Source organism: Phocaeicola abscessus CCUG 55929, from assembly GCF_000312445.1.
Classification (GTDB): domain Bacteria; phylum Bacteroidota; class Bacteroidia; order Bacteroidales; family Bacteroidaceae; genus Phocaeicola; species Phocaeicola abscessus.
The window spans coordinates 999-26,667 of record NZ_HE997183.1 but is presented as its reverse complement, the minus strand read 5'-3'; the positions used below and the strand labels follow the sequence as shown (position 1 = coordinate 26,667).

The window sequence follows — 25,669 nt, the reverse complement described above, 5'->3', positions numbered from 1 at the left end:
GACATGGCTAAAGAAGTAAAGAAGGATCCGAACGAGCTGACCGTAGAGGAGAAGCTTACAGCGCTTTATCAGTTACAGACTATTTTGACGGAGATCGATAAGATCAAAACCTTACGGGGCGAACTTCCTTTGGAAGTGCAGGACCTGGAAGACGAAGTGGTGGGCTTACATACGCGCATCGACAAGTATAAGGCGGAAATAGACGAGATTAAGGCGGACAATGCCGCGAGAAAGAATAATATAGAGGCTTCGCGCTCCTTGGTCGACAGATACAAGGAACAACAGGAAAATGTTCGCAACAACCGTGAGTACGAAACATTGAGCAAGGAAATAGAGTACAAGGAATTGGAAATAGAACTTGATCAGAAACGCATCCGTGAGGGGAACGAAGCGATGAATATCCGTACGGAAGATATCACCAAGAGTAATAGCGAATTGGAAGAACGAAGCAAGGATCTGGAAGCAAAGAAGGCTGAATTGGAAGATATTGTCGCCGAAACGAAACAGCAGGAAGAAAAACTCCGCGAGAAAGCGAAAAATTTGGAAGACAACATTGAATCCCGCCTGCTGCAAGCTTTCAAACGTATCCGCAAGAATAGCCGAAATGGGCTGGGAATCGTTACGGTGCAACGCGATGCGTGCGGCGGTTGTTTCAACAAGATTCCGCCTCAGAAACAGTTGGATATCCGAATGAGCAAAAAAATTATTGTCTGCGAGTATTGCGGACGTATTATGATCGACCCTGAATTAGCCGGTATAGCTAAAGTAGACCCCCTCGTACCTGCCAAGAAGAAAAGAGGGACAAAGGCAGCCTCGAAACGCTCGAAAGAGGAAGCATAGTCGATAAGATTATTTTGTAAAGGGCTGTTCGGAAAAACGGATAGCTCTTTTTCACACCCTTTATAATTCACGATACGTGGGGATGTTTGGCAAAAATACATAACTTTTCCTTGCATAATCTATCCGGCAACAGTAATGGGAAAGTCCGTTGCTCACTATCAGATAGTCGACTTTCAATACCAGATTATAACGCGTAATCTGGTCGAATGCGGTTTGTGTAATCTCGACGGTGGGAGCTTTGTATTCGATGATGAGTCTGGCTTTCAGATCCTTCGAAAAAAGCACGGAGTCGCATCGCTTTTTAGTCCCGTTTAAATCGAGTTGAATTTCATTGGCCATGAGTCCTTTCGGATAGCCTTTGTGCTCGATGAGATAATGGATAAAGTGTTGCCTGACCCATTCCTCCGGAGTGAGGGCGACATATTTCCGTCGTAACACGTCGAAGATGGCTGTTTTACCATCTCTTTGCACTATTTTCATTTCGTATGTCGGTAAGTTCAACGGTAACATTTAAAAATAAATTTGGCATTCCCCTCGTCTTCCATTATTTTTGCATCTGTGAAGTTTAATCTGTAACTCCGTCACTGCTTTTTTTTCATCGGAGGATACAAAAATACGAAAGATTATGAAAACAAAAGAAGAAATTGTTGCAAATTGGCTTCCGCGATATACGAAACGAAGGTTGGATGATTTCTCGGATTATATATTACTGACTAATTTCCAGAATTATGTAGACCTCTTTGCCGAAAAATTCAAGGTGCCTGTCACGGGAGCCGATGCCAATATGCCTTCGGCAAAGGCAAACGGTATAACGATTGTAAATTTCGGAATGGGGAGCCCCAATGCGGCGACCGTGATGGATCTTTTGGGCGCTATCCATCCCAAAGCCTGTCTTTTTCTGGGTAAATGCGGCGGTATTTCGCATAAAACCCGGTTGGGAGACTTGATCCTGCCGATTGCCGCCATTCGTGGCGAAGGAACTTCGAACGATTATTATCCGCCGGAAGTACCTGCATTACCCGCATTTATGATGCAACGCGCAGTCTCTTCCGCTATTCGGGATCATGCGCGCGACTATTGGACGGGAACGGTATATACTACCAACCGTCGCATTTGGGAACATGACGACGGATTTAAGAAATATTTAGTCAGGACGCGGGCGATGTGCGTGGACATGGAAACGGCGACGCTTTTTACAACGGGTTTTTATAATCATATCCCGATCGGCGCGCTGTTGCTGGTTTCCGATCGTCCCATGCTGCCGGAAGGAGTGAAGACGGAGAAGAGCGATAAGTTGGTTACGACGAATTTTGTGGCTGAACACGTTCAGATAGGAATCGATTCGTTACGCATGATTATCGACGGTCAGAAGACGGTAAAACACTTGAAATTCGACTGGTAATTTTATATCAATGGCAAGAGAATTGACTTACTGGGATGTCTTGGCGGATTTGCGGAAAAAACAATTCAAACCGATCTATTATTTGATGGGGGAAGAATCGTATTTCATCGACCTCATAGCTGATTATATGGAAAAGAATGTGTTGACCGAGGTCGAGAAAGAATTCAATTTGACCGTCGTTTATGGGGCGGAGACGGATATCGCATCCGTGGTGAATACGGCTAGACGTTATCCGATGATGTCGGAGCATCAAGTGGTTATTGTCCGTGAAGCGCAAGCTATGAAGAATATGGAGGAGTTGAGCCACTACCTTCAAAAACCGTTAAACTCGACGATTTTGGTACTTTGTCATAAACACGGTTCTCTCGACCGAAGAAAAAAGTTAGCTGCCGAAATACAAAAGATCGGCGTGCTTTTCGAATCGAAAAAACTGAGAGATAATCAATTACCCGATTTTATAGTCGATTATCTGAATCAGAAATCTGTCGATATCGAATCCAAAGCCGCTGTGATGTTAGCCGAATATGTCGGCGCCGATTTAAGCCGCATGGTGGGGGAATTGGATAAGCTCATTCTCACTTTGCCTGCAGATCAGCATTGTATCACGCCTGTTCAAATAGAGCTGAACATTGGGATTAGCAAGGATTACAATAATTTTGAACTTCGGAACGCGATTGTTGCGAGAGATATCGTGAAGGCTAATCAGATTGTAAAGTATTTTGCAGAAAATCCGAAATCGAATCCAATGGTGCTGACTTTGTCCGTACTCTTCAATTTCTTTTCAAATTTGATGCTGGCGTATTATGCCTCGGTAAAAACGGACGAAGGGATCGCCAAGCAATTAAGCCTGAAGACTTCTTGGCAGGCTAAAGATTATATGACAGCTATGCAGCGATTCAGTGGAACGAAGGTTTTACAGATTATTGATGAAATCCGTTATTGCGATGCGAGATCGAAAGGAGTAGGGAACTCTTCCGTCAGCGATGGCGACTTGCTTCGAGAGCTCGTTTATAAAATACTTCATTGACTTAATTATCAAGTTTATCGATGGAGAGGTGGCTGTATCGGAATAGGAGTTTGAACACAGCTGTTTGAGTAATGTCGGAAATGTTTAGGTTCCGAATCCTGTCGTAGATATTCCGCTCTTATCTAAGTTCTGATCCCATTTTTGCTTCCTCTGAAAAGAATCGGGGACTATGATGAGTAATACTGACGTTTCTTCCGTCCGTTTTTCTATTTTGAACAGAAATTTGGAATGGAAAAAAGGTAGTATAATAGTATATATCAGCTATTTAAATATATTTTCGATCACTGAGAATCGATAATTTTAAATCTTCCTTACTTTTTCCCGTAAATTTTTGTAGGATTTAATTTGAGTAGTAGGCTTTTATATTTTGGGCGAAAAATCTTTTGGAGAAAGTTTTTTACAGGATAGCGAGAAAATCGTGATTGAAATTTTGGTGAAGAAAAATTTGGCATTTGCATGGAAATGGAGAAAGACGAGAAGAAATATTTCGTTTTTTACAATTAGCAATTTTTATATTTTCAGTTTGTAAATAAACAAATATAAAAGTCATAGTTAGATTATACATAGAATATCGAAATGTTTACAAATAGAATTGTAAATCGACCGAATCTTGATTTCATAAATCTGACCGACTCCTATTCATATTTGTATATGTATAATTATGCTTATTGATGATATATTATATACTCTGTTCATTATCTTATACTTATCGTTGCTGGTTAAAGTATTGTTTAATGAATACATGCTATGATTTAAGTGTTTGTTTTATTAAAGTGAAATTTCCATCTTTCTAATACAAATAATATATTATTAATCTGCATGTTATATAGAACCACTATAGTAAATTATAGATCTATGAAACGATTTTTCACAATGATTTATTTACTTACGGATAAGGTTTATCTTTTTGATCGATACGGATGTGAATTGTATTTTCGGGATAATAATTTGCTTTAATAAAGTCTGATTATTACTTTTGTAACGCAATAACATCTCAATTACTTTTGTAAAATGAAAGATCGTATTTCTCAAATTATGAACAAAAAGGGGTTTTCTGCGACTCAATTTGCAGAAAAAATAGGGATTTCGGCTTCTTCTCTTTCGCATATTCTCAATGGGCGGAATAATCCGAGCTTAGACGTTGTAATGCGTATCCATAAAGCGTTCGAGACTATTAATACGGATTGGCTGATTTACGGTACAGGACCGATGGAAAGTACTCCGATCGCTGGGAAAGACAGGGATTTATTCAGCATGGCGAATGCCGAGAATTTAAATTCCTCGTCCAACGAGGCGGAAGCTATGAAAAATCGTAAGGAAACGATGGTTAAACAACCTGAAAATACGACGAAGGAGTTTGTCCGCCAAGAGATTAGGTACGTTGAAAAACCATTGAAACAGATCACTGAAATAAGAATTTTCTTCGATAACGGAACGTACGAAACATTTAAGCCGGCTTAGTCTTTTCGTTTACAGCCTGTATTCTTTCTATTAAACTTCGTGGAACGTTCATAAGGCTGTTCGAAGTAAAATGCCTATCTTTGTCCGAGAATGGCAAAGCATTAGTCGATTTCATGAAAAAATACGTTTTGGATCTAATCGTTACGGAGAATATTCGTCTTCATGATCAGTATGTGCTCCTGAAGCTAACTCATGACGATCAGTTACCTCCTATGCTACCGGGACAATTCGCGGAACTTCGTGTGGATAATTCGCCTGCTACCTTTCTTCGCCGCCCTATTTCCATTCATTATGTGAGTTGCGAGAAGAATGAAGTTTGGTTTCTCATTCAGTTGGTAGGTGATGGTACTCGTCAATTAGCTACGTTAAGGTCGGGAGACCTGTTGAACGTGTTACTTCCGTTAGGGAATGGCTTTACGGTATCTTCCGGTATCAAAGGGAAAGCGCCGTTGTTGGTGGGAGGAGGGGTCGGGACGGCTCCGCTGTTGTTTTTGGGAGCGGAAATGGTTCGGTCGGGAGGCCGGCCATCTTTCCTCTTGGGAGCTCGTTCGGCTAAAGATCTGCTCCAGTTGGAGCTATTTCGTGCATTAGGAAAGCTTTATGCGACGACGGACGACGGGAGTTTCGGCGAAAGAGGTTTTGTCACCCAACACAGTGTTCTTCAACAAGAGCATTTTTCGATGATTTATTGCTGCGGACCGCGTCCGATGATGGTTGCTGTAGCCCGTTATGCTAAGAGAAACGGTATAGAGTGCGAAGTCTCTCTGGAGAATAGAATGGCGTGCGGTCTGGGGGCATGTTTGTGCTGCGTGGAAGATACCGTCGACGGTCGGATGTGTGTATGTCGAGAGGGACCTGTATTCAATATAAAGAAATTAGTATGGCAGATTTGAGCGTAAATATAAACGGTCTGGAGTTGAAAAATCCGGTGATGGCGGCTTCTGGAACTTTCGGCTATGGCAAAGAATATGAAGATTTGGTCGATTTGGCTGAGATAGGAGCAATCATCGTTAAAGGGACGACACGTTATCCGCGTGAGGGAAATCCGTATCCACGCATGGCGGAGACGCCGATGGGCATGCTGAACGCCGTAGGATTACAAAACAAAGGCGTACATCACTTCGTCGAACATATTTATCCGCAGATAAAAGAAATCCGATCGGCCTTGATTGTGAATGTGGCGGGGGCTTCTGTAGAAGATTATGTAGAGACCGCTCGAATCGTCGGCGAATTGGATCGGATTCCTGCCATTGAGTTGAATGTATCTTGCCCGAATGTGAAACAAGGCGGAATGGCTTTCGGCGTAACGACGGAAGGGTGCGAGGAGGTGGTCGGGGCTGTCCGTCAAGTCTATAAAAAGCTTCTGATCGTAAAACTTTCGCCCAATGTGACGGATATTGCGGAAATGGCAAAGGCCGCCGAGGCGGCGGGAGCGGATAGTGTTTCGTTGATAAATACGTTGTTGGGTATGGCCATCGATTCGGAAAAGCGCCGTCCTTGCCTATCTACCGTGACGGGAGGAATGAGCGGGGCTGCGGTGAAGCCTATCGCTTTGCGTATGGTATGGCAAGCGGCGCGCGCCGTTAAAATACCGGTGATCGGTTTGGGGGGAATTATGGAGGGAAAGGATGCTATTGAGTTCCTTTTAGCCGGCGCTACCGCCGTACAAATAGGAACGGCGAATTTTATCGACCCCTCCGTTACGGTAAAGGTCGCAACCTATATCGACGACTATTTGGAGAGGCATGGTTACCGTTCTGTAACTGATATTGTGGGAGCATTGGAAATTTGATTGGGTAGTCGTAGCCTATTTTAACAAATCCGGGCGTAAACGTTGTGTCCGTTCCAAGGACTGCTGCATTTCCCATTCCTTGATCTTAGCTTCATGGCCAGATAACAAAATGTCGGGAACTTTCCAGCCCTTATAGTCTGCCGGGCGGGTGTAAACGGGGGCAGCTAGCAGGTTATCCTGAAAAGAATCGGAAAGCGCTGACTGTTCGTCTGAGATCACGCCGGGGATGATTCGGACGACCGCATCTGCGATGACGGCCGCCGCCAATTCCCCGCCTGTAAGGACGAAGTCCCCCACACTGATCTCTTTGGTTACGAAATGTTCTCGGATACGGTAATCGACCCCTTTAAAATGACCGCAAAGAATGATCAGATTCCGTTTGAGCGATAACTCGTTTGCCATGGGTTGGTCGAAGGGTTGGCCGTCGGGAGTGACGAAGATGACCTCGTCATAGTGGCGTACTGCTTTCAATCGGGAGATGCAACGGTCTACCGGCTCGATTTTCATCACCATTCCGGCAAAGCCGCCGAAAGGATAATCGTCTACCTTTTTATAATGATCGGTGGCGTAATCGTGCAGATTGTGCAAATGTATTTCCACGAGTCCTTTTTTCTGCGCCCTACTCAAAATGGAGTAGTTAAAAAAGCCCTCTATCATTTCCGGTATGACACTGATAATGTCTAATCTCATCTTTCTCGTTATTTGCGGGACAAAATTAAGAAAAAGCCTTTGTTTTTCCGTACTTTTATCCTAAAATCGCGCTATATTTGGCTTCTAAAACATACTGTTATGATGAAAGATTTGTTTGCTGGAGATAACGACATGGCGAGGATAGATCGGTTACGTGAAGAGCTGCATCGCCACAATTATAATTATTACGTATTGAATGCACCAGAAATCAGCGATCAGGAATTCGATCGGCTGATGTACGAACTGCAGGAATTGGAAGCCAAGCATCCCGAATATCGCGATGCGAACTCGCCGACCATGCGGGTGGGAAGCGATATCAATAAGAACTTCAGACAAGTAGTTCATCGATACCCAATGCTTTCTTTGGCCAATACGTATTCGGAAATCGATGTGAAAGAGTTTTATGACCGTGTGAAAAAAGGATTGGAAGGCGAGGAATTCGAGTTGTGTGCGGAATTGAAGTTCGATGGGACTTCGATTTCATTAGTTTATACGGATGGAAAACTGACACAAGCCGTTACCCGGGGAGACGGGGTGCGGGGAGACGACGTGACGGACAATGTAAAGACCATTCGTTGTATTCCGTTGGTGCTGCCTCCCGACAAAGGCTATCCCCGCGAATTCGAGATGCGAGGAGAAGTGTTGATGTCCTGGACCGTATTCGAAGAGCTGAACAAAGAGCGCGAATTGCGCGAAGAGCCGTTGTTCGCCAATCCCCGTAACGCGGCTTCGGGTACGTTGAAATTGCAGAACTCGGCGGAAGTGGCTCAGCGTAGGTTGGATGCTTATCTCTATTATATGTTGGGCAAGCAACTTCCGCATGATGGACATTACGAAAATCTGATGGAAGCGAAAGCATGGGGTTTCAAGATCTCCGATAAGATAAAGAAATGCCGATCTTTGTCAGAAGTGTTCGACTACATTGCTTACTGGAATACGGAACGGAAGAACTTGCCGGTAGCGACCGATGGAATCGTCCTGAAAGTTAATTCCACCCGCCAGCAGCAATTTCTTGGATATACAGCCAAATCTCCCCGTTGGGCTATCGCGTATAAGTTTCAGGCGGAACGAGAGCGTACCCGCCTGAATAGCGTAACCTACCAGGTGGGAAGAACAGGAGCCGTAACCCCCGTGGCCAATCTCGCCCCCGTTCAGTTAGCCGGAACCGTAGTGAAAAGGGCTACGTTGCATAATGCCGACGTTATCGAGGGCTTGGATTTGCACCTCGGGGATATGGTTTATGTGGAGAAAGGCGGTGAGATTATTCCGAAAATCGTAGGAGTGGATATGAATTCCCGTGCGAAGGCGGGCGAGAAGGTGCGATTCGTCACGTATTGTCCGGAATGCGGTGTGGAGTTGATCAGGTACGAAGGTGAAGCTGCTTGGTATTGTCCTAACGACACGGCCTGTCCGCCTCAAATCAAAGGGAAAATCGAACATTTTATCAGTCGGAGGGCCATGAATATCGAAGGAATAGGATCGGAGACCGTCGATCAATTCTTTCAGGAAGGTTTGATCCGCGATATCGCCGATTTATACGATCTGAAAGTTTCGGATATCGTTTCTCTCGAGCGGATGGGAGAGAAGTCGGCGGATAATATCATCAAAGGTATAGAAGCTTCCAAAACTGTCCCGTGGGCAAGGGTACTTTTTGCCATCGGGATTCGCTTCGTCGGGGAGACGACGGCTAAGGTACTGGCCAAATCCTTCCCATCTGTCGACGAATTGAAAGTCGTCACCCTCGACGATTTGATTCGCATCGACGAAATAGGCGAGAAAATCGCCCGCAGCATCATCTTATACTTCAAAGACGAACGGAACATCGGGATTATCGAACGCTTGCGCGCTGCAGGCGTCCGACTGAAGTCTGACGAGGAGGATGCGCTCGGGGCGTCGGCCAAGCTGGTGGGCAAATCTGTCGTCATCAGCGGGGTATTCGCCTTGCATTCCCGTGATGAATACAAGGAATTGATAGAACGGAATGGTGGAAAGAATGTGGGAAGTATTTCGTCGAAGACGAGTTTCGTCCTTGCCGGTGAACAGATGGGGCCGTCCAAGCTCGAGAAAGCTCGGCGGTGGAATATCCCCGTGATCGACGAAAATACGTTCTTGCGGATGATCGAATGACTTTTTAATAGCATCTGATAAAAATAGTTGATTATTTATCGCGAAAACGAATTATTAGTTGTACTTTTGTGTCCGATCACTGAGGAAAGTTCGATTATGATACAGGCAAGATTGAGAGGAATGGGAGTCGCTTTGATTACTCCTTTCAAGGAAGACGGAAGCGTGGATTACGCCGCATTGGTGCGACTGGTCGATTACCAACTCCAAAATGGCACCGATTTCCTCTGCGTTCTCGGTACGACAGCTGAAACTCCGACTTTGACCAAGGAGGAGAAGACCGCGATCACCCGGACGGTGATAGAGCGCGCCGGCGGTCGGCTGCCCATCTTGTTGGGGGTAGGCGCCAATTGCACGCAAACGGTGATCGATACGCTGAAAAACGATGATTTTACGGGAGTGGATGCCGTGTTGGCGGTAGTGCCTTATTACAATAAGCCTTCGCAGGAAGGTATTTACCAGCACTATAAAGCGATTTCCGAATCTACCGACCTGCCCATCGTCCTTTATAATGTTCCAGGACGTACGGGAGTGAATATGACAGCCGAAACTACGTTGAGACTGGCACAAGATTTTCGGAATATAGTAGCAGTGAAAGAAGCCTCCGGCCATATTACCCAGATGGACGATATCATCAAACACAAACCTGCCCATTTCAATGTCATTTCCGGTGACGACGGCATTACCTTTCCTCTGCTTGCCTTGGGTGCCGTGGGCGTTATTTCCGTGATTGGAAACGCTTTCCCGCGCGAGTTCGGTAAGATGGTACGCCTGGCCTTGCGAGGCGACTTCGAGCATGCCTTGCCTATCCATCATAAATTTGCCGAGCTCTTCAAACTCCTTTTCGTCGACGGGAATCCGGCGGGCGTTAAGGCCATGCTGAACGTCATGGGTCTCATCGAAAATAAACTCCGTTTGCCCCTCGTTCCCACGCGCATTACTACGTTCGAGAAAATGCGGGTGATTTTGGATCAATTGAACATCAGATGTTGACCGGACACCCTATTTCGTAAGCTTTTTCAGGTGATCGATCAGCTCGTCGAATTCATCGGGAGTCTGGAAGATGAAAAAACTTCGCGCATTGTTCTCAGCTTCCCTTTTAGGCGCTGTAAAGGCGGGCGACTTGATCACGGCGAGGCATTGGCCGTCATCTTTGACTTCAAAGAATGCTTTCATCTTGATGTTGGTGTCCTGATAAATTTTCGAGTTGGTGGCATACGTTATGAAACCTCGCTTAAAATATGATTCCAAAGGCGTTTTGACGTTTTTCGTCCCATCCTTTACGGCTTGTAAGGCATGTTTGACGAATCGGGTTTTGATAATTTCCAAGTTGACGATGAAGTTGGGAATATTCGCGTATTTGATATATAAGCTCGGCGTTACGGCCTCGTTGGACGATTCGAGGTCGATCTTGGCACAAAAGCCTTCGTTTTCATAGTTGACGACATCGATACGGTAATACTTCGCAAAGTACGACATGTAATACTGCGAAGCATGCTCTTGCGAATAACCGGAGAGCGCAATGCAAGCGAACGATAGCAAGACAAAAATTCTTTTCATGGCAAAAACAATTTTTTACTAATTCTTAAAACGGATAAGCGATTAAACTGCTTGTAAGATGGTTTTATAACGAAACGCTGTAAAGGTAAAGAATTTAATTGAAATTCGACATATGGCGAGCCGAATTATTACGAATGAAAATTTTCCTCGCCCGTCTGAACGAAGTTTTACTCTCGGTAGAATATCTGCCGACATCAAAAGGCAGATATTGTGTTCAACAAAACAAAGGCAAGTTAGTAAACAAGTCGGGAGAAGTCATAGTTAGATGCGGGAAACAGTTATGAAATAGAGAGGGGGAAGTGCTTTCATTATTTGAGTCGGGTGAAAGAGCAAGGCATAGTCCACGATTGTCCAATTGAATATACTCGATACGGAACTCTTGACAACTGCGCAGAGGGTTTAAATTCTCTACGCACACAATTTTAATTCTCTACGCACACAATTTTAATTCTCTGCGCACACAATTTTAATTCTCTGCGCACACAATTTTAATTCACCGCGCAGAGAGTTTGAATTCCCTGCGTAATCGACCTATTGTCCGCCTATGGCGTATTCATTTTTTCCTCAAATACATTGATAGACATCCCGATCGGCATTATCGGCGAGAATAAAGTGATGATTGCTTGGATTAACGCCCCCTGGCGGTGATTCCGTAGGGATTCAAACCCTAAACCTTCTGATCCGTAGTCAGATGCTCTATTCAATTGAGCTACGGAACCGTTCTGTTGTTGTGAGAATAAAAGTGCTTGGCGGTGATTCCGTAGGGATTCAAACCCTAAACCTTCTGATCCGTAGTCAGATGCTCTATTCAATTGAGCTACGGAACCGATTTCTTGCCTCTTTTATTCGACGGGTGCAAAGATACATCCTTTTTCCGATTTTCCAAATCATTTAAATGAATTTTTACGTAAAGCGGACATCGTTCGATTTCCTACAGAAAGGGCGAAGCGTTCGTGGCAGGTCGGGCAGCGGACGGTATTCAGACTCGGATGTTCGGCAATTCGGACGTATACGGATTTATTTGGGTGCTTTCTTGTATAAATAGAGGGCGATGAACGCGTACAGGATGTTGGGTATCCACACGGCGACCAAAGGGGAGGTGTTCCCGTTAACCGCGAACGTGGACGATACGGTTTGAAAAAGGATATACGAGAAGCTCAACGCCAAGCCGATTCCTAAGTAGAGCCCCATTCCGCCTTTCACCTTTCGCGAGGAGAGCGAGACGCCGATCGTGGTCAGGATGAAGGCTGCGAACGACATGGCTATCCGTTGGTGGTATTCTATTTCGAACTCTTTGATATTGGCGAATCCGCGTTTCTTCTGTTTGGCGATGTATTCGCTCAACTGCGGACTGGTCATCGTCTGCTGCTGGTTTTTCATGATGAGGAAATCGCGCGGTTCCATTTTGATGACGGAGTCTATCTGGCTTCCTCGGGTGATATGTTCTTTCATGCCTTCCAGCTGGCGGATCATGTAGTCTTTGATCGTCCACTTGTAGACGTTCGTCGTATCGTAAGTAATGCTTCTGGCCGTCAGATGCGAGATCAGTTTCTTTTCCTTGAACTTGTCTAACGAAAAGCGATACCCGGTTTTATTAAAGTCTTCATAGCGTTCGATGTAGGCGATGACGCCCTCGTCCACTTCCAACTGTACATTGCGGACGTATTCCATCTTCCTTTTTTTCTTATACTGATCTTCGAAGTCCAGGCGGGTGACGTTTCCCTTTGGGATGACGTAAGCCCCTAAGCCGAAGGTCAGGATCGAAATGATAGCGGCCGAAATCATGTACGGTCGCATCATCCGTTTGAAGCTCATGCCGGTGGAGAACATGGCGATGATCTCCGAGTTCTCCGCCAGTTTCGCAGTGAAAAAAATAACGGCTATAAAGACGAACAGGGGGCTGAATAAGTTGGAGAAGTAGGGGATGAAGTTCAGGTAATAATCGAAAATGACGGCGTGCACGGGAGCCTTGTTGCTGATGAACCGGTCGATATTCTCGTTGATGTCGAAAACCACAGCGATGGAAATGATCAGCGCAATGGCGAAGAAATAGGTTCCGAGAAATTTCTTGATGATGTAAATGTCCAATCGTTTTAGCCAATGACGGATGCGAAGCCATTCCCTGTTCGGTTTCAATTCTTCCCGATGCGCTTCCAGCCAACGCGGGAAAGTCTTTATCCGGTTGACGAGGGCCGTCACCTGCTCGATACCCGCTTTGACTGCTTCCTTTATCCGTGTCGATGCGTTTTTCATTATTTATAATCTGGTAGAAAGTCGTTTCACCATATTCGGTTTCCATGCGGCGTAATCTCCTTCGACGATATGTTTCCTCGCTTCGCCGACCAGCCACAGGTAAAAGGCCAGGTTGTGGACCGAAGCGATTTGCATGGCCAGCAACTCCTGAGCGTGAAACAGATGTCGCAGGTAAGCCTTGCTGTAAGCGGTGTCCACATACGAGGCTCCCGTCGCTTCGATGGGCGAGAAATCGTCTGCCCATTTCAGGTTTTTCATGTTCAGGATGCCGTCTTTCGTGAATAACATACCGTTTCTGCCGTTTCTGGTCGGCATCACGCAGTCGAACATGTCGACGCCTCTTTCAATACCTTCCAGCAGGTTCGCAGGGGTTCCCACTCCCATCAGGTAGCGGGGTTTGTCTGAGGGGAGGATCGCATTGGTCAACTCGATCATCTCGTACATTTTTTCAGTCGGCTCGCCTACGGCCAGGCCTCCGATAGCGTTTCCGTCGGCATTTTTGGAAGCGATGTATTCGGCCGAGCGTCGTCTCAAATCCGGATAGATGCAGCCTTGAACGATGGGGAACAAGGATTGTTCGTACCCGTATCGGGGAGCCGTTTCATCGAAGCGTTTGAGACACCGGTCCAACCAGCGGTGCGTACGCTCGACGGATGCTGCGGCGTATGCATATTCCGAAGTACTCGACGGACATTCGTCGAAGGCCATGATGATGTCAGCCCCAATCGTGCGTTCGATATCTATTACTTTCTCGGGGGTAAAGAGGTGCTTGGAACCGTCGATATGCGATTGAAATTCCACGCCTTCTTCTTTCATTTTCCGGATTCCCGCCAGAGAAAAGACTTGGAATCCTCCGCTGTCCGTCAGGATCGGGCGATCGAAGCCATTGAAGCGGTGCAGTCCTCCGGAGCGTTCGAGGATATCCAATCCCGGGCGTAAGTACAAATGATAGGTATTGCCTAAAATGATCTGAGCCCGAATGTCATTTTTCAGTTCGTGCAAATGTACTGCTTTGACCGATCCGACGGTTCCTACCGGCATGAAGATGGGAGTTTCGATCTGTCCGTGCGCAGTCGTGATCAATCCGGCTCTCGCATTCGATTTCGGATCCGTATATTGCAGTTCAAAGGTCATTCTTTTCTGTTTTTTTCTCTTTTTTCGTCCCCTCTTTCAACAACTTCTCGAAATCGATGGCATCTTTTACTTTTTCTCCTGTCAGGGCAAGTTTCCATACTTCTTTAATGTCTTTTACATAGTGGAAAATCAGTCCTTCCAGGTAAATGGGATTGATCTCCGAGATGTCTTTGCGATTATCTTCGCACAAAATAATTTCTTTGATGCCGGCGCGTTTAGCCGCTAAGATTTTCTCTTTGATGCCGCCCACGGGCAATACTTTTCCTCTTAACGTGATTTCACCTGTCATGGCTAAGTTCGGTTTTACTTTTTGTTGCGTCAACGCCGAGGCTAAAGAGGTCGCCATCGTGACTCCCGCCGACGGCCCGTCTTTGGGAATGGCTCCTTCGGGAACATGGATGTGGATATTCCAGTTTTCGAAAATACCGTCAGGCAGATCGAGCAACGAAGCGTGGGCTTTGATGTATTCCAAAGCCAACATGGCCGATTCTTTCATCACGTCGCCCAAGTTGCCGGTCAAGGTCAGTCGGTTGCCTGCGCCCTTGCTTAGACTTGTTTCGATGAACAGAATCTCGCCGCCTACGGAGGTCCAGGCCAATCCGGTTACCACGCCGGCGTATTCGTTGCCTTGGTATTTGTCCTTGTTATATTCGGGGATACCTAACAGTTCTCTCACCTCCGCCGGCCTGACGTTCCGTGTGCTCGGATAACCGTCACGGGCTTGTTGGAGGGCGAGTTTTCGGATAATTTTATTGATTTTCTTTTCCAATTCACGAACGCCGCTTTCGCGCGTATAACTTTCGATGATGAGCTCGAGAGCTTGTTTGGAGAACTTGACATCGTCCTTCTTCATGCCGTTTGCTTCCATTTCTTTCGGAATCAAATGGCGACGCGCAATTTCGATCTTCTCCTCCGTAATATATCCGCTGACTTCGATCAGCTCCATCCGGTCGAGTAGTGGAGGGGGGATGGTATTCAATACGTTTGCCGTGGCGATGAAAAGGACGTGCGACAAGTCGTAATCCATATCCACATAATTGTCGTGGAACGAACTGTTTTGTTCCGGATCAAGCACTTCGAGCATGGCGGAACTTGGATCGCCGTGAGCATCTCTGTTCAGTTTGTCTATTTCGTCAAGAATGATCACCGGATTCGATGAACCGGCCTTGATCAGACTCTTGATGATTCGGCCTGGCATGGCGCCGATATAGGTTTTCCGATGGCCGCGAATTTCCGCTTCGTCATGGACGCCGCCTAACGACATGCGGATGTATTTCCGCTTCAGGGAAGCGGCGATGGATTTGCCCAATGATGTTTTCCCCACTCCCGGCGGCCCGTAAAGACAAATGATCGGTGATTTCATATCGCCTTTCAGCTGTAGCACAGCTAAGTGTTCCAAGATGCGTTCCTTTACTTTTTCCAACCCGTAGTGGTCTTTATTGAGAATACGTTCTGCATGGTTGATATTCAGGTTGTCAGGGGTGTATTCGTTCCACGGCAAGTCGAGCAACGTTTGCAGATAAGAGAGCTGGACGTTATAGTCGGGCGATTGGGGATTGATGCGTTCCAACTTGGTGACTTCCTTATCGAAGATAGCGGCCGCGTCCGCATGCCATTTCTTTTTCATGCCTTTTTTGCGCAATTCGTTGGTATCATCTTCCGAACTGCCGCCTAACTCGTCTTGAATATTCTTGATTTGCTGTTGCAGGAAATATTCTTTCTGTTGGCGGTCGATGTCTTCCCGAGTTCGCATCTGGATATTTTGTTTGATATCGGCCAGCTTGATTTCCCTGTTTAATATTTGTACCAGTTTATACATTCGCTCTTTTAGCGAGTTGATGGTTAGCAATTGAATTTTTTCATTGACTTCGAAAGGGAAGTTGGAACAGACGAAATTGACTAAAATTTCGGCATCGTCCAGGTTCTTGATAGCGAAGACGGTATCTGGACTCAATTTATCTGATTTTTCAATGAACTTGGTGGTCAGCTCTTTGCAGGTATCGGTCAAGGCCTTGAATTCGTCGATGTTCTCTTCGTCTTTGGTTTCGGGAACGGGGGTCACTTTGCCTGACATGTAAGGAGAAAACGAGGTGATCTCATCGAGTGTGATCTTAGGGCCGTTCGATTGGAGAATCACGGTACTGTTTCCTCCCGGCATTTCGAATACGCGCAGGATTTTCGCTATTACGCCGATATGGAATAAATCGTTATAATCCGGTTCTTCCGTTTCCGCTTGAATCTGGCAAACGACGGCGATCGGCTGCTTGCTTCTATAGGCTACGTTTATCAATTTCTGCGTGGAGGGACGACCTACCGTGATGGGCATGACGACCGATGGGAACATTACCATATTCCGCAGGGGCATGACGGGTATTTCTCTATCGATTTCGCCATTGGATATCCTTTCAGGGTCGGTTTGGATCTCCGTCAACATGGAAATGTCATCATCGTTTTCGTTTCTCAACATGAAACTGCTTGCTTTTTTTCTCGTGCTCATAAAATCTTTTTGCTTCCTCTATTATTTTTCGAACTTTTTAGCTCGAAATGAAATGCAAAGTTAGTTATTTCCGTCCGGATTTTCTTTATTATTTGGATTAATTATGACAATAAGTTCAAATAATTCCTAATATTTGGTATTGCCCGATAAATCCTATACATTTGGCGATGGTAAACAATGAATATATCATTGATGTCTGCTGATTATTTTGCTTTTAAACGATTTGTCGTCTATCATGATCGCTGCGCGATGAAGGTGGGAACGGACGGCGTTTTATTGGGGGCATGGACGGATGTTTCTCAAAGCACGCGTATCTTGGATATCGGAACGGGAACAGGATTGATCGCCTTAATGCTTGCGCAACGAAGCGATGCCCGGATAACGGCTGTCGACATTGATGAAAACGCTTACGGTCAGGCTATGGATAATATTTTACTCTCTCCTTGGAAAAATAGAATTCGGGTTATGCGACAAGATATTCGGGAGTATTGTCCCGAACAAAGCTTTGATTGCATCGTATCCAATCCGCCTTATTTCGCAAACTCTCTGAAAAGTCCCCAAAAGCGACGGAATACAGCCAGGCATACAGATAGTTTGAGCTTTTACGACTTGTTACGGAGCGTTTCGGAATTGTTAACGCCGGAAGGTGCTTTCTCCGTAGTGCTGCCTTATGAATCGTTGAACGTTTTCTGGTCGACGGCTATGGAGTTTTATCTTTATCCAAGCCGGCAGACCACCGTCTTTTCCAAGCCGGGTGCCTCGCCTAAAAGAGTTTTGTTGGAATTGCGACCTCGGATTGTTTCCTGTCAGGTAAATCAGTTGGTAATAGAAACGGGGCCTCAGGTTTTCAGCGAAGCATTCAAGGCTTTGACGTGCGATTTTTATCAAAAGTGGTAGGAAACTTTATCTTCATGTCCTTTAAGGGCTGCAAGTTGTTAATGAAATTCCCGATTTCTTGCATGACATTGCGGGAGGCAGCTTTTCTCTTCAATTCGGGAGCGATGATGTTCAACCCTTGGGGAACGACCTCGACGACCAAGTCTTTTTCTCCTGTTACCGGATCGCCGTCTATGTGAAATACGCCGGGATCAGCCCGATGAATCAACACTTTTTTCGTTCGGAACGTCTTGATGCGGGAATCCTGATCGATGGTCTTATTGAACAGGCGAAAGGTAAGCGAGGGGATGTCCAGCACCGTAAACGGTTCCAAGATGGTAACGTCCAATAAACCGTCCACCAGCGAAGCCTGCGGGGCAATAAAAGCATTATTTCCGTACTGATCGGCATTTGCACACGCAATGAGGAAGGCCTTATGCTGGATGGTGGTATCCTCGTTCGTGACTTCGTACGTGTCGGGTTTATAGGTGAGATATTGGGTTAAGATATTCTGCACATAGGTCATTGGTCCTCTTTTACCCGAATCCGCGAATTTCATGCTGATGAAAGCATCGAATCCCACACCGCAGGTACAGAAGAAAGGGATGTCGTTGATCTTCCCGTAGTCAATGCAAAGCGAGTGGTCTTTATTTAACAGACTGATGGAGGCTTTGGGATCGATGGGGATATGTAAGGTTCTGGCCAATCCGTTACCCGAACCGCAGGGGATGATTCCCAAAGAGGTCGGGGTGTGAACGAGGCCGCGGGCAACCTCATTGACCGTGCCGTCGCCACCGATTGCGACCACCGTGTCAATCCGTTCGTCGACGGCTTTGGTCGAAAGTGCTGTAGCATGTCCTGCAAATTTTGTTCTGATAATTTCGAAATCGTATTTGTCCCGATCTATGAGCTCGTTTATTTTCTTCAATATCGTTTCTTTGCTTTGAGTTCCGGAAATGGGATTGACGATGAATCTTATCTTTTTCTTTGGGGGCATAATGGTACTTTTGAGCACTTTGGCTCATGCAAAGTTACTGCTTTTTTATTTTTTGAAATAGAAATCCCCTAAGATTTCCTTGAAGAAATTTTTTTTGTAAAAAAATCATTCCGATAATGAAAAATTAATATCTTTGCAGCCTGATTTGGCGGTTAATGGTTCCCAGAATCGACACATCGGAACGATTTTAAACTTATTATACCAAACGTGTAAGATTAGCATACTTACGCCACATATTGAAGATATGGGATTATTGCAAGACAAATTAAGTAAATATCGTTTGCCTCAAAAATATCAGGCAGAAGGAGTATATCCTTATTTCCGCGAAATAGATAGCCATCAGGATACCGAAGTGATCATGGACGGGCAAAAAGTCCTGATGTTCGGTTCTAATTCTTATATGGGGCTAACCTATGACCAGCGTATCATCCATGCGGCTATTGAAGCGACAGAAAAATACGGTACGGGATGTGCTGGCTCCCGTTTTTTAAATGGGACGCTCGATATTCACGTACAATTGGAAAAGGAATTGGCGAAATTTGTCGGTAAAGACGAAGCTTTGGTTTATTCTACCGGCTTTAGTGTGAATGCAGGCGTCGTTTCATGTCTTACCGATCGTAACGATTACATTATTTGCGATGACCGCGATCATGCCTCGATCGTCGATGGGCGTCGTCTTTCTTTCTCTACGCAGCTGAAGTACAAGCACAATGACATGGAGGCTTTGGAGAAAGAGTTGAAAAAATGCAATCCTGACGCCGTGAAGCTCATCGTGGTGGATGGCGTATTTTCGATGGAAGGCGATTTGGCGAATCTACCCGAGATCATCCGTTTGAAAGAGAAATACAATGCTTCTGTGATGGTTGACGAAGCTCATGGGATCGGCGTGTTCGGAAGCAAAGGACAGGGGGTTTGCGATCATTTCGGCGTCATCGACAAGGTAGATCTGATCATGGGCACGTTTTCGAAATCGCTTGCCTCTATCGGAGGCTTTATCGCCGCCGATCACGACACGATCAATTGGTTGCGTCATAATTCGCGTACTTATATTTTCTCCGCAAGCTTGACGCCGGCTTCGACCGCCGCTGCTATGGAGGCTCTTCATATTATTCAGGAAGACGAACAGCGCCGAAAGAATTTGTGGACCATCACCAACTATGCGTTGGATCGGTTCCGCGCCGCCGGTTTCGAAATTGGCAATACGGAAAGCCCGATCATTCCATTATATGTCCGCGATGTCGACAAGACCTTCGCCGTGACCAAATTGGCTTTGGACGAAGGGATCTTTATCAATCCCGTCATTCCGCCGGCTTGTGCCCCTCAGGATACGTTGGTTCGCGTCGCTTTAATGGCTACTCATACGAAGGAACAGATTGGCATCGCCGTCGAGAAATTGACAAAATGTTTCCGGCAGCTCGGGATTTTGAAGTAAAATCCGTTGGGAAATATAAAAAAACGGCGTATTTTTGCAACGCTTTTAAAGAAAGTAAGACGGGGTGTAGCGCAGTCCGGTTAGCGCACCTGCTTTGGGAGCAGGGGGTCACAAGTTCGAATCTTGTTACCCCGACAAGCTGAAAATCAGGTAGTTACAATAAAGTAACTACCTTTTTTGTGTCGAATACTTAGGTGTCAAGCGGAAATAAGGCACATTAGAGGATAATACAACAACGCATTGATTGGGGCCAAAATTATGGATCGTTTTTCTTTACGAACAGAATAAAAACGGAGGAGCGCCGGTTGAAATATTCATTTAATAACTTACCTTTGTAGAACAACCGAAGAAAATGATGAATAAGATTTTATGGATAATCGTTGCGCTATCGCTTACTGTCGATAGTTATGCCGCTTTCCGTGATGCTGACTCCCTGATAGCGTGCAAATTCATTATCGGCCGTTATTATTTCACTTTTACGCCGATGGGGGTCGAGAAGGATTCCATTACCCTGTACAAGCTGCCGAACGGCAAGACGGTTTTCGAAGTTCATCACCCCGAACATTTGACGGCCGCCGACTTGCGATATGCCGTTCCTGAAAACAACGTCAAAGATCTCGAATTGTTGAAGGAATACAAGACCAAGGGGATAAGAGTAATGAGTGCGCTGGCAGTTATACCGGTAGGGGCCAATCGGCTGAAAATAGGGGATCAAATCGGCAGATTCAGCATAAAGGATGTGGAAGGAAATCTTTTTTCGGACAAAAGCACGAGGGGGAAACCGTTGGTACTTAATTTCTGGTTCACGGGATGCGGCCCCTGCATCAAAGAGATGCCCGAAATCAACCGGTGGATGGAATCGGTTCCCGACGCGACATACCTCGCCGTGACCTATAATACTCCACAGGAGATCAAAGAAATTGTAGAAAGGCAGAAATTCAGATTCCATCAGATTGCCGACGACACACTCTTGAAAGATATGTTCGGGGTCGAGGCCTATCCGGTTACGGTCATCGTAGATAAAGAGGGAATCGTCAGGTATGTGATGGACGGCACTAATCCGCAAAAGAGAGACTTTCTGCTTCGATTGCTCCAACAAATAGCGTCGGAATGAAAACAAATGAGTAACTTTGGGCGCTAAAATTTAATAATAAACAAGAGATGTATAGAAGTCATACATGCGGAGAGTTGAGACTTTCCGATGCAGGGAAGGAGGTGACCCTGACCGGATGGGTGCAGCGGACACGGAAGATGGGAGGGATGACGTTCGTCGACCTCCGCGACCGCTACGGCATTACGCAATTGGTATTCAACGAGGCGATCAATGTCGAGCTTTGCGAGCAAGCCAATCGTTTGGGCCGCGAATTCGTCATTCAAGTAACCGGCACCGTTCAGGAACGCTCAAATAAGAACGAAAATCTTCCTACGGGCGATATAGAAATCGCGGTCTCCGGGATGAATGTGCTGAATCCGTCGTCGACTCCCCCTTTTACCATTGAAGACGAGACCGACGGGGGCGATGATCTCCGCATGAAATACCGTTATCTGGATTTGCGCCGCCCCGCCGTCCGCAAGAATATGGAGTTGCGGCATAAGGTGACAATGGAAGTCCGCCGTTATCTCGACGGGTTGGGATTTCTCGAGGTAGAAACGCCGATGCTGATCGGTTCTACGCCCGAAGGGGCTCGCGACTTCGTCGTGCCCTCGCGCATGAACCCCGGGCAGTTCTACGCCTTGCCCCAGTCTCCGCAGACTTTGAAACAATTGCTTATGGTGGCGGGTATGGACCGTTATTTCCAGATTGTAAAATGTTTTCGCGACGAAGACCTTCGGGCCGATCGGCAGCCGGAGTTCACGCAGATCGACTGTGAGATGAGTTTCGTGGATCAGGAGGATATCATCCGCACCTTCGAAGGCATGGCGAAGCATTTGTTTAAGGCGATTCGCGGTGTGGAATTCGACAAACCTTTCATCCGGATGACATGGCAGGACGCCATGAAATATTACGGCAGCGACAAGCCCGACATGCGCTTCGGCATGACTTTGGTCGAGTTGGCCGACGTGCTGAAGGGCTACGGCTTCTCCGTATTCGACAATGCCGCCTATATCGGCGGAATCTGTGCGGAAGGAGCTGCTTCGTACACGCGCAAACAGTTGGATGCGCTGACGGAATATGTGAAAAAGCCACAAATCGGCGCGAAGGGGATGGTCTACGCCCGCGTAGAGGCCGACGGAACGGTCAGGTCGAGTGTCGACAAGTTCTATGCCCAGGATGTGCTGCAGCGGATGAAAGACACATGCCGTGCCAAACCCGGCGACTTGATCCTCGTTCTAAGCGGAGACGACGTCATGAAGACTCGCAAACAGTTGTGCGAACTCCGCCTGAAGGTGGCCGAACAATTGGGACTGCGCGACAAGGATAAGTTCGCCCTGCTTTGGGTGGTCGACTTCCCGATGTTCGAATGGAGCGACGAAGAGCAGCGTCTGATGGCCACGCATCATCCCTTTACGCATCCCAAGGAGGAGGATATTCCCCTCCTGGATACCGATCCGGCAAACGTCCGGGCCGACGCGTACGATATGGTATGCAACGGCGTCGAGGTGGGAGGCGGATCTATTCGTATCCACGACCAGCACCTGCAGGAGAAAATGTTCGAACTCCTCGGTTTCTCCAAGGAGCGGGCCGAAGCCCAGTTCGGATTCCTGATGAATGCGTTCCGATACGGTGCTCCTCCTCACGGAGGACTGGCCTACGGGCTCGACCGCTGGGTGTCGATCTTCGCCGGGCTCGACAGTATCCGCGATTGTATCGCTTTCCCCAAGAATAACAGCGGACGGGATGTGATGCTGGATGCTCCCGCCGATTTGGAACAAAAGCAGCTGGATGAATTGCACTTGACCATCAACGTGAAAGAAAATAAATAGGAATTTTATCGGAAGAGCAAGCGCTAAGTCGGAATAATTTATTTTTCCGTCTCCGGAGCATTCCGAAATTTCGGAGGATACTTCGCCGACCTCGTATCGCGCTTTTATCCGGGTGCGTAACGCTTCGGCCACCGGTTACGCGGTGGTGCGCGCGGTGAACATTATGCACAGCTACTGGCGTCGTCTTCGGAATTCAGCGCAAACGATGCCTGTGGCTATGGCTACGTTCAATGATTCGGAAGCGGTACGTCCTCGAGGATAATTAGGTATGTAAAGTCGTTCGCGTATCCAGGCAGCTACTTCCTTGCTTATTCCCTTGCCCTCGTTTCCCATCACGATAAGTCCGTGATCGGCGAGTTGTTTTTCATAGATATTCTCGCCGGTCAGAAAGGTTCCGTAGACAGGTATATCGCTCAACGATTTCAGGAGCAGCGGCAGATCGGTATAGCAGATCTTCACCCTGGCTAACGCTCCCATCGTAGCTTGAACGGTTTTGGGATTGAAGACATCGACCGTCTCGTTCGAACAGAACAGGTATTCTATGCCGAACCAGTCGGCCAGACGGATGATCGTGCCTGCATTTCCCGGGTCTTGTACGTTATCCAACGCTAAACATAAAGCATGCGAAAGCATCTCGGTCGATAATGGATAGGAGGGCTGTTCGAAGACAGCCAACACCTCTTGCGGACTTTTCTGGAAGCTGGCTCTCGCTAATTCCTCGTCCGTTACTTCTACGATTTCGTCCGCCTGCACCGAATGAGCTGACTGCCATTTTGCCGTAGCCAACAGGAGCCGGCACCCGAAATGTCCGATCAGTTCGTCGACTAATTTATGGCCTTCGGCTACGAAGACCCCGTCGGTCGTCCGATTTTTCTTCAACTCCAACGAACGGATGTACTTTATCTTATTCTTACTAAGCATGGCGGGCGGTATAACACGAATAACTTAATTACGGACAAAGTTAACTTTAATTCATTATTAGTCGTATATTTGTACGTTAAAATTCGAAGTTTACGCGGTATATGACTGGAAAATCAATCGGCATGCTGATGATAGGACTGCTTTTCGTGACTTCGTGTTCGGTCGGCAAATTCATCCCGGAGGATAAATACCTGCTGGATGAAGTAAAAATCGAATCGGATACGAAAGGCGTGGATCCTTCTCAGTTTTATACCTATATCCGTCAGAATCCCAATGCTAAATGGTTTAATTTCGTAAAGGTTCCGATGCGGATCTATTGCATTTCGGGGCGGGATTCGTCTAAAAGGATTAATCGATTCTTCCGAAAAATAGGAGATGCGCCGGAAATCTTCCATAGCGAATCGGCGGAGAAAACTCAAAGGGAAATTGAAAAGGCTGTCCGGAATATGGGCTATATGGCGGCTAAGGTTACGCTCGATCATTTTATTAAAAGGAAGAAATTGAAGCTAACTTATCGCATTCGTGCCGGAAAGCCGTACGTAGTCCACAAGCTGACCTATGAGATGAATGATCCGACCGTGGCCGAGTTCGTCCGAAAAGATTCTGCCCGTTCGTTCCTCCACAACGGAATGAGGCTCGACGTAAATGTCCTGGATGCCGAGCGTCAACGGATTACGAACGGGCTTATGTCGAACGGCTATTATCGTTTTAATAAGGATTTTATCGTCTATCAAGCGGATACGGCGCGAAACACCCATTCGGTGGATTTGATTCTCAGGTTATTGCCCTATCAGCGGCAGAAAGAAGATATTCCCGAAAGGCACCGACAGTTCAGCGTTCGCAAAGTCAATTTCATTGTCGATAAAGAGGTGGTGCGCTTGGACAGGGAAGGTCTGATCGAGTTCGACTCGCTCGTGTATAAGGGATTTTCCGTGTATTACAAGAAGAAGTTATATTTCCGTCCGAAATTGTTGACGGATTTCAATCGTATCCGTCCCGGAAAACTGTATAACGACCAGGATGTCCAGGAGACGCATTCGCTGCTCGGTCGTTTACGAGCGCTTCGCTATGCGAATATTACTTTCCAGGAAGTCGATGGGAGCGACAGTACGCAAATAGATGCGTATATTTCTTTAGCAAAGGGAAAAGACAAATCCGTCGCCTTCGAAATCGAAGGGACGAACTCGGCCGGCGATTTGGGGGCAGCGGCTTCGGTTTCTTTTCAGCACAGGAATGTATTCAAAGGATCGGAAACATTTACCATGAAAGTGCGCGGTGCCTACGAAGCGATTACCGGATCGAACAGTCAGGATTATGTGAACGATAATTATACCGAATTCGGCGCGGAAACGAGTCTGAACTTCCCGCAATTCATGATTCCGTTTCTTTCTTCCAATTTCAGGCGGAAAGTACGGGCCACCTCCGAAGTCGGGCTGCAGTTCGGCCAGCAAATCCGTCCGGAGTTTTCACGCACTTTGGCCGCAGCGTCGTGGAGCTACAAATGGAGTAATCGGCGGCGTCAGCACAAGTTCGATCTCGTGGATATCAACTATGTGTATATGCCGCGCAAATCAACCGAATTCGAAGACTATCTGAATAACATGTCGGCCCGAAATTCTTTATTGCGCGCCAGTTATGAAGATCAGCTCATCGTGCGTCTCGGCTACACGTATACTTATAACAGTGCGGGCAATATGACGATGCGGACATTGAGGCGAAATTCCTATTCCGTCCGTTT

The 25,669-nt window shown here is 46.6% G+C and carries 21 protein-coding genes and 3 tRNA genes; 14 read left to right on the top strand and 10 right to left on the bottom strand.

The window, feature by feature from the left end:
- Positions 1–3 precede the first annotated feature (3 nt).
- The gene (locus BN102_RS04130; protein WP_019207824.1) at positions 4–840 is read left to right on the top strand and encodes a zinc ribbon domain-containing protein; all 837 of its coding nucleotides are present in this window, start codon (positions 4–6) and stop codon (positions 838–840) included.
- Positions 841–900: 60 nt separating this feature from the next.
- On the opposite strand, the gene BN102_RS04125 is transcribed toward BN102_RS04130, so the two are convergent.
- Positions 901–1,350 (bottom strand): type I restriction enzyme HsdR N-terminal domain-containing protein, encoded by a 450-nt coding sequence (locus tag BN102_RS04125; RefSeq protein WP_019207823.1) that lies wholly within the window; start codon positions 1,348–1,350, stop codon positions 901–903.
- 115 nt (positions 1,351–1,465) lie between these two features.
- Here BN102_RS04125 and BN102_RS04120 point away from each other — a divergent pair, with 115 nt between their 5' ends.
- From BN102_RS04120 to BN102_RS04100, 5 genes are all read left to right on the top strand, one after another.
- Entirely contained in the window at positions 1,466–2,242 is a 777-nt protein-coding gene (locus BN102_RS04120; protein ID WP_019207822.1) for an AMP nucleosidase, read from the top strand.
- Between the two features lie 10 nt (positions 2,243–2,252).
- Positions 2,253–3,269, top strand: coding sequence for a DNA polymerase III subunit delta (holA, locus tag BN102_RS04115; protein WP_019207821.1), 1,017 nt, complete (start codon positions 2,253–2,255; stop codon positions 3,267–3,269).
- Positions 3,270–4,280: 1,011 nt separating this feature from the next.
- Positions 4,281–4,730 (top strand): helix-turn-helix domain-containing protein, encoded by a 450-nt coding sequence (locus tag BN102_RS04110; protein WP_019207819.1) that lies wholly within the window; start codon positions 4,281–4,283, stop codon positions 4,728–4,730.
- A 113-nt stretch (positions 4,731–4,843) separates the two neighbouring features.
- The gene (locus BN102_RS04105; RefSeq protein WP_019207818.1) at positions 4,844–5,623 is read left to right on the top strand and encodes a dihydroorotate dehydrogenase electron transfer subunit; all 780 of its coding nucleotides are present in this window, start codon (positions 4,844–4,846) and stop codon (positions 5,621–5,623) included.
- Positions 5,611–6,522, top strand: a complete 912-nt coding sequence (locus BN102_RS04100; protein WP_019207817.1) for a dihydroorotate dehydrogenase — start codon at positions 5,611–5,613, stop codon at positions 6,520–6,522. Before BN102_RS04105 ends, BN102_RS04100 begins: the two co-directional genes overlap by 13 nt.
- A 15-nt stretch (positions 6,523–6,537) precedes the next feature.
- Here BN102_RS04100 and trmD read toward each other — a convergent pair whose 3' ends face one another.
- Entirely contained in the window at positions 6,538–7,212 is a 675-nt protein-coding gene (trmD, locus tag BN102_RS04095) for a tRNA (guanosine(37)-N1)-methyltransferase TrmD (protein WP_019207816.1), read from the bottom strand.
- Positions 7,213–7,314: 102 nt separating this feature from the next.
- Between trmD and ligA the strand changes: the two genes are divergently transcribed.
- Positions 7,315–9,339: an NAD-dependent DNA ligase LigA gene (ligA, locus tag BN102_RS04090; protein WP_051007716.1), complete on the top strand. Its 2,025-nt coding sequence runs from the start codon at positions 7,315–7,317 to the stop codon at positions 9,337–9,339.
- A gap of 96 nt (positions 9,340–9,435) precedes the next feature.
- Positions 9,436–10,329 carry a 4-hydroxy-tetrahydrodipicolinate synthase gene (dapA, locus tag BN102_RS04085; RefSeq protein ID WP_019207814.1) on the top strand — a complete coding sequence of 298 codons (894 nt, stop codon included), beginning with the start codon at positions 9,436–9,438 and terminating at the stop codon, positions 10,327–10,329.
- 9 nt (positions 10,330–10,338) lie between these two features.
- Here dapA and BN102_RS04080 read toward each other — a convergent pair whose 3' ends face one another.
- The 6 genes from BN102_RS04080 to lon all read right to left on the bottom strand — a co-directional run bounded on the left by BN102_RS04080 (position 10,339) and on the right by lon (position 16,750).
- Positions 10,339–10,896 carry a hypothetical protein gene (locus BN102_RS04080; protein WP_019207813.1) on the bottom strand — a complete coding sequence of 186 codons (558 nt, stop codon included), beginning with the start codon at positions 10,894–10,896 and terminating at the stop codon, positions 10,339–10,341.
- 645 nt (positions 10,897–11,541) lie between these two features.
- Positions 11,542–11,615, bottom strand: a tRNA-Arg gene (locus tag BN102_RS04075).
- 34 nt (positions 11,616–11,649) lie between these two features.
- Positions 11,650–11,723, bottom strand: a tRNA-Arg gene (locus tag BN102_RS04070).
- Between the two features lie 190 nt (positions 11,724–11,913).
- The gene (locus BN102_RS04065; protein ID WP_019207812.1) at positions 11,914–13,149 is read right to left on the bottom strand and encodes an LptF/LptG family permease; all 1,236 of its coding nucleotides are present in this window, start codon (positions 13,147–13,149) and stop codon (positions 11,914–11,916) included.
- 3 nt (positions 13,150–13,152) lie between these two features.
- Complete coding sequence (gene tgt, locus BN102_RS04060) at positions 13,153–14,283, bottom strand: tRNA guanosine(34) transglycosylase Tgt (RefSeq protein ID WP_019207811.1); 1,131 nt, start codon at positions 14,281–14,283, stop codon at positions 13,153–13,155.
- Positions 14,273–16,750, bottom strand: coding sequence for an endopeptidase La (lon, locus tag BN102_RS04055; RefSeq protein ID WP_019207810.1), 2,478 nt, complete (start codon positions 16,748–16,750; stop codon positions 14,273–14,275). Before lon ends, tgt begins: the two co-directional genes overlap by 11 nt.
- Positions 16,751–16,972: 222 nt before the next feature.
- Between lon and BN102_RS04050 the strand changes: the two genes are divergently transcribed.
- Positions 16,973–17,677, top strand: coding sequence for a tRNA1(Val) (adenine(37)-N6)-methyltransferase (locus BN102_RS04050; protein WP_021312000.1), 705 nt, complete (start codon positions 16,973–16,975; stop codon positions 17,675–17,677).
- Here the strand turns inward: BN102_RS04050 and BN102_RS04045 are convergent.
- Positions 17,640–18,653, bottom strand: coding sequence for a diacylglycerol/lipid kinase family protein (locus BN102_RS04045; RefSeq protein ID WP_019207808.1), 1,014 nt, complete (start codon positions 18,651–18,653; stop codon positions 17,640–17,642). The genes BN102_RS04050 and BN102_RS04045 overlap by 38 nt on opposite strands.
- Positions 18,654–18,897: 244 nt before the next feature.
- On the opposite strand from BN102_RS04045, the gene spt reads away from it, so the two are divergent.
- The 4 genes from spt to aspS all read left to right on the top strand — a co-directional run bounded on the left by spt (position 18,898) and on the right by aspS (position 23,010).
- Positions 18,898–20,085: a serine palmitoyltransferase gene (gene spt / locus BN102_RS04040; protein WP_019207807.1), complete on the top strand. Its 1,188-nt coding sequence runs from the start codon at positions 18,898–18,900 to the stop codon at positions 20,083–20,085.
- A gap of 60 nt (positions 20,086–20,145) precedes the next feature.
- Positions 20,146–20,220 (top strand) — tRNA-Pro (locus BN102_RS04035).
- Positions 20,221–20,437: 217 nt separating this feature from the next.
- On the top strand, positions 20,438–21,199 hold the full coding sequence (locus BN102_RS04030; RefSeq protein WP_019207806.1) for a TlpA family protein disulfide reductase: 762 nt from the start codon (positions 20,438–20,440) through the stop codon (positions 21,197–21,199).
- A 47-nt stretch (positions 21,200–21,246) separates the two neighbouring features.
- Positions 21,247–23,010, top strand: a complete 1,764-nt coding sequence (aspS, locus tag BN102_RS04025; RefSeq protein ID WP_019207805.1) for an aspartate--tRNA ligase — start codon at positions 21,247–21,249, stop codon at positions 23,008–23,010.
- Between the two features lie 171 nt (positions 23,011–23,181).
- On the opposite strand, the gene BN102_RS04020 is transcribed toward aspS, so the two are convergent.
- Positions 23,182–23,931 carry an RNA methyltransferase gene (locus tag BN102_RS04020; RefSeq protein ID WP_019207804.1) on the bottom strand — a complete coding sequence of 250 codons (750 nt, stop codon included), beginning with the start codon at positions 23,929–23,931 and terminating at the stop codon, positions 23,182–23,184.
- A gap of 101 nt (positions 23,932–24,032) precedes the next feature.
- Between BN102_RS04020 and tamL the strand changes: the two genes are divergently transcribed.
- Positions 24,033–25,669, top strand: a 1,637-nt coding sequence (tamL, locus tag BN102_RS11005; RefSeq protein WP_019207803.1) for a translocation and assembly module lipoprotein TamL, incomplete at its 3' end; no start/stop codon positions are given.

Coding starts and splice junctions, on each gene's coding strand:
- BN102_RS04030 (WP_019207806.1), top strand. CDS start 20,438: ATGATGAATAAGATTTTATGGATAATCGTTGCGCTATCGCTTACTGTC.
- trmD (WP_019207816.1), bottom strand. CDS start 7,212: ATGAGATTAGACATTATCAGTGTCATACCGGAAATGATAGAGGGCTTT.
- aspS (WP_019207805.1), top strand. CDS start 21,247: ATGTATAGAAGTCATACATGCGGAGAGTTGAGACTTTCCGATGCAGGG.
- BN102_RS04120 (WP_019207822.1), top strand. CDS start 1,466: ATGAAAACAAAAGAAGAAATTGTTGCAAATTGGCTTCCGCGATATACG.
- BN102_RS04110 (WP_019207819.1), top strand. CDS start 4,281: ATGAAAGATCGTATTTCTCAAATTATGAACAAAAAGGGGTTTTCTGCG.
- BN102_RS04045 (WP_019207808.1), bottom strand. CDS start 18,653: ATGCCCCCAAAGAAAAAGATAAGATTCATCGTCAATCCCATTTCCGGA.
- BN102_RS04100 (WP_019207817.1), top strand. CDS start 5,611: ATGGCAGATTTGAGCGTAAATATAAACGGTCTGGAGTTGAAAAATCCG.
- BN102_RS04105 (WP_019207818.1), top strand. CDS start 4,844: ATGAAAAAATACGTTTTGGATCTAATCGTTACGGAGAATATTCGTCTT.
- lon (WP_019207810.1), bottom strand. CDS start 16,750: ATGTTGAGAAACGAAAACGATGATGACATTTCCATGTTGACGGAGATC.
- BN102_RS04050 (WP_021312000.1), top strand. CDS start 16,973: ATGTCTGCTGATTATTTTGCTTTTAAACGATTTGTCGTCTATCATGAT.
- BN102_RS04125 (WP_019207823.1), bottom strand. CDS start 1,350: ATGTTACCGTTGAACTTACCGACATACGAAATGAAAATAGTGCAAAGA.
- BN102_RS04130 (WP_019207824.1), top strand. CDS start 4: ATGGCTAAAGAAGTAAAGAAGGATCCGAACGAGCTGACCGTAGAGGAG.
- spt (WP_019207807.1), top strand. CDS start 18,898: ATGGGATTATTGCAAGACAAATTAAGTAAATATCGTTTGCCTCAAAAA.
- BN102_RS04020 (WP_019207804.1), bottom strand. CDS start 23,931: ATGCTTAGTAAGAATAAGATAAAGTACATCCGTTCGTTGGAGTTGAAG.
- BN102_RS04065 (WP_019207812.1), bottom strand. CDS start 13,149: ATGAAAAACGCATCGACACGGATAAAGGAAGCAGTCAAAGCGGGTATC.
- holA (WP_019207821.1), top strand. CDS start 2,253: ATGGCAAGAGAATTGACTTACTGGGATGTCTTGGCGGATTTGCGGAAA.
- dapA (WP_019207814.1), top strand. CDS start 9,436: ATGATACAGGCAAGATTGAGAGGAATGGGAGTCGCTTTGATTACTCCT.
- ligA (WP_051007716.1), top strand. CDS start 7,315: ATGAAAGATTTGTTTGCTGGAGATAACGACATGGCGAGGATAGATCGG.
- tgt (WP_019207811.1), bottom strand. CDS start 14,283: ATGACCTTTGAACTGCAATATACGGATCCGAAATCGAATGCGAGAGCC.
- BN102_RS04080 (WP_019207813.1), bottom strand. CDS start 10,896: ATGAAAAGAATTTTTGTCTTGCTATCGTTCGCTTGCATTGCGCTCTCC.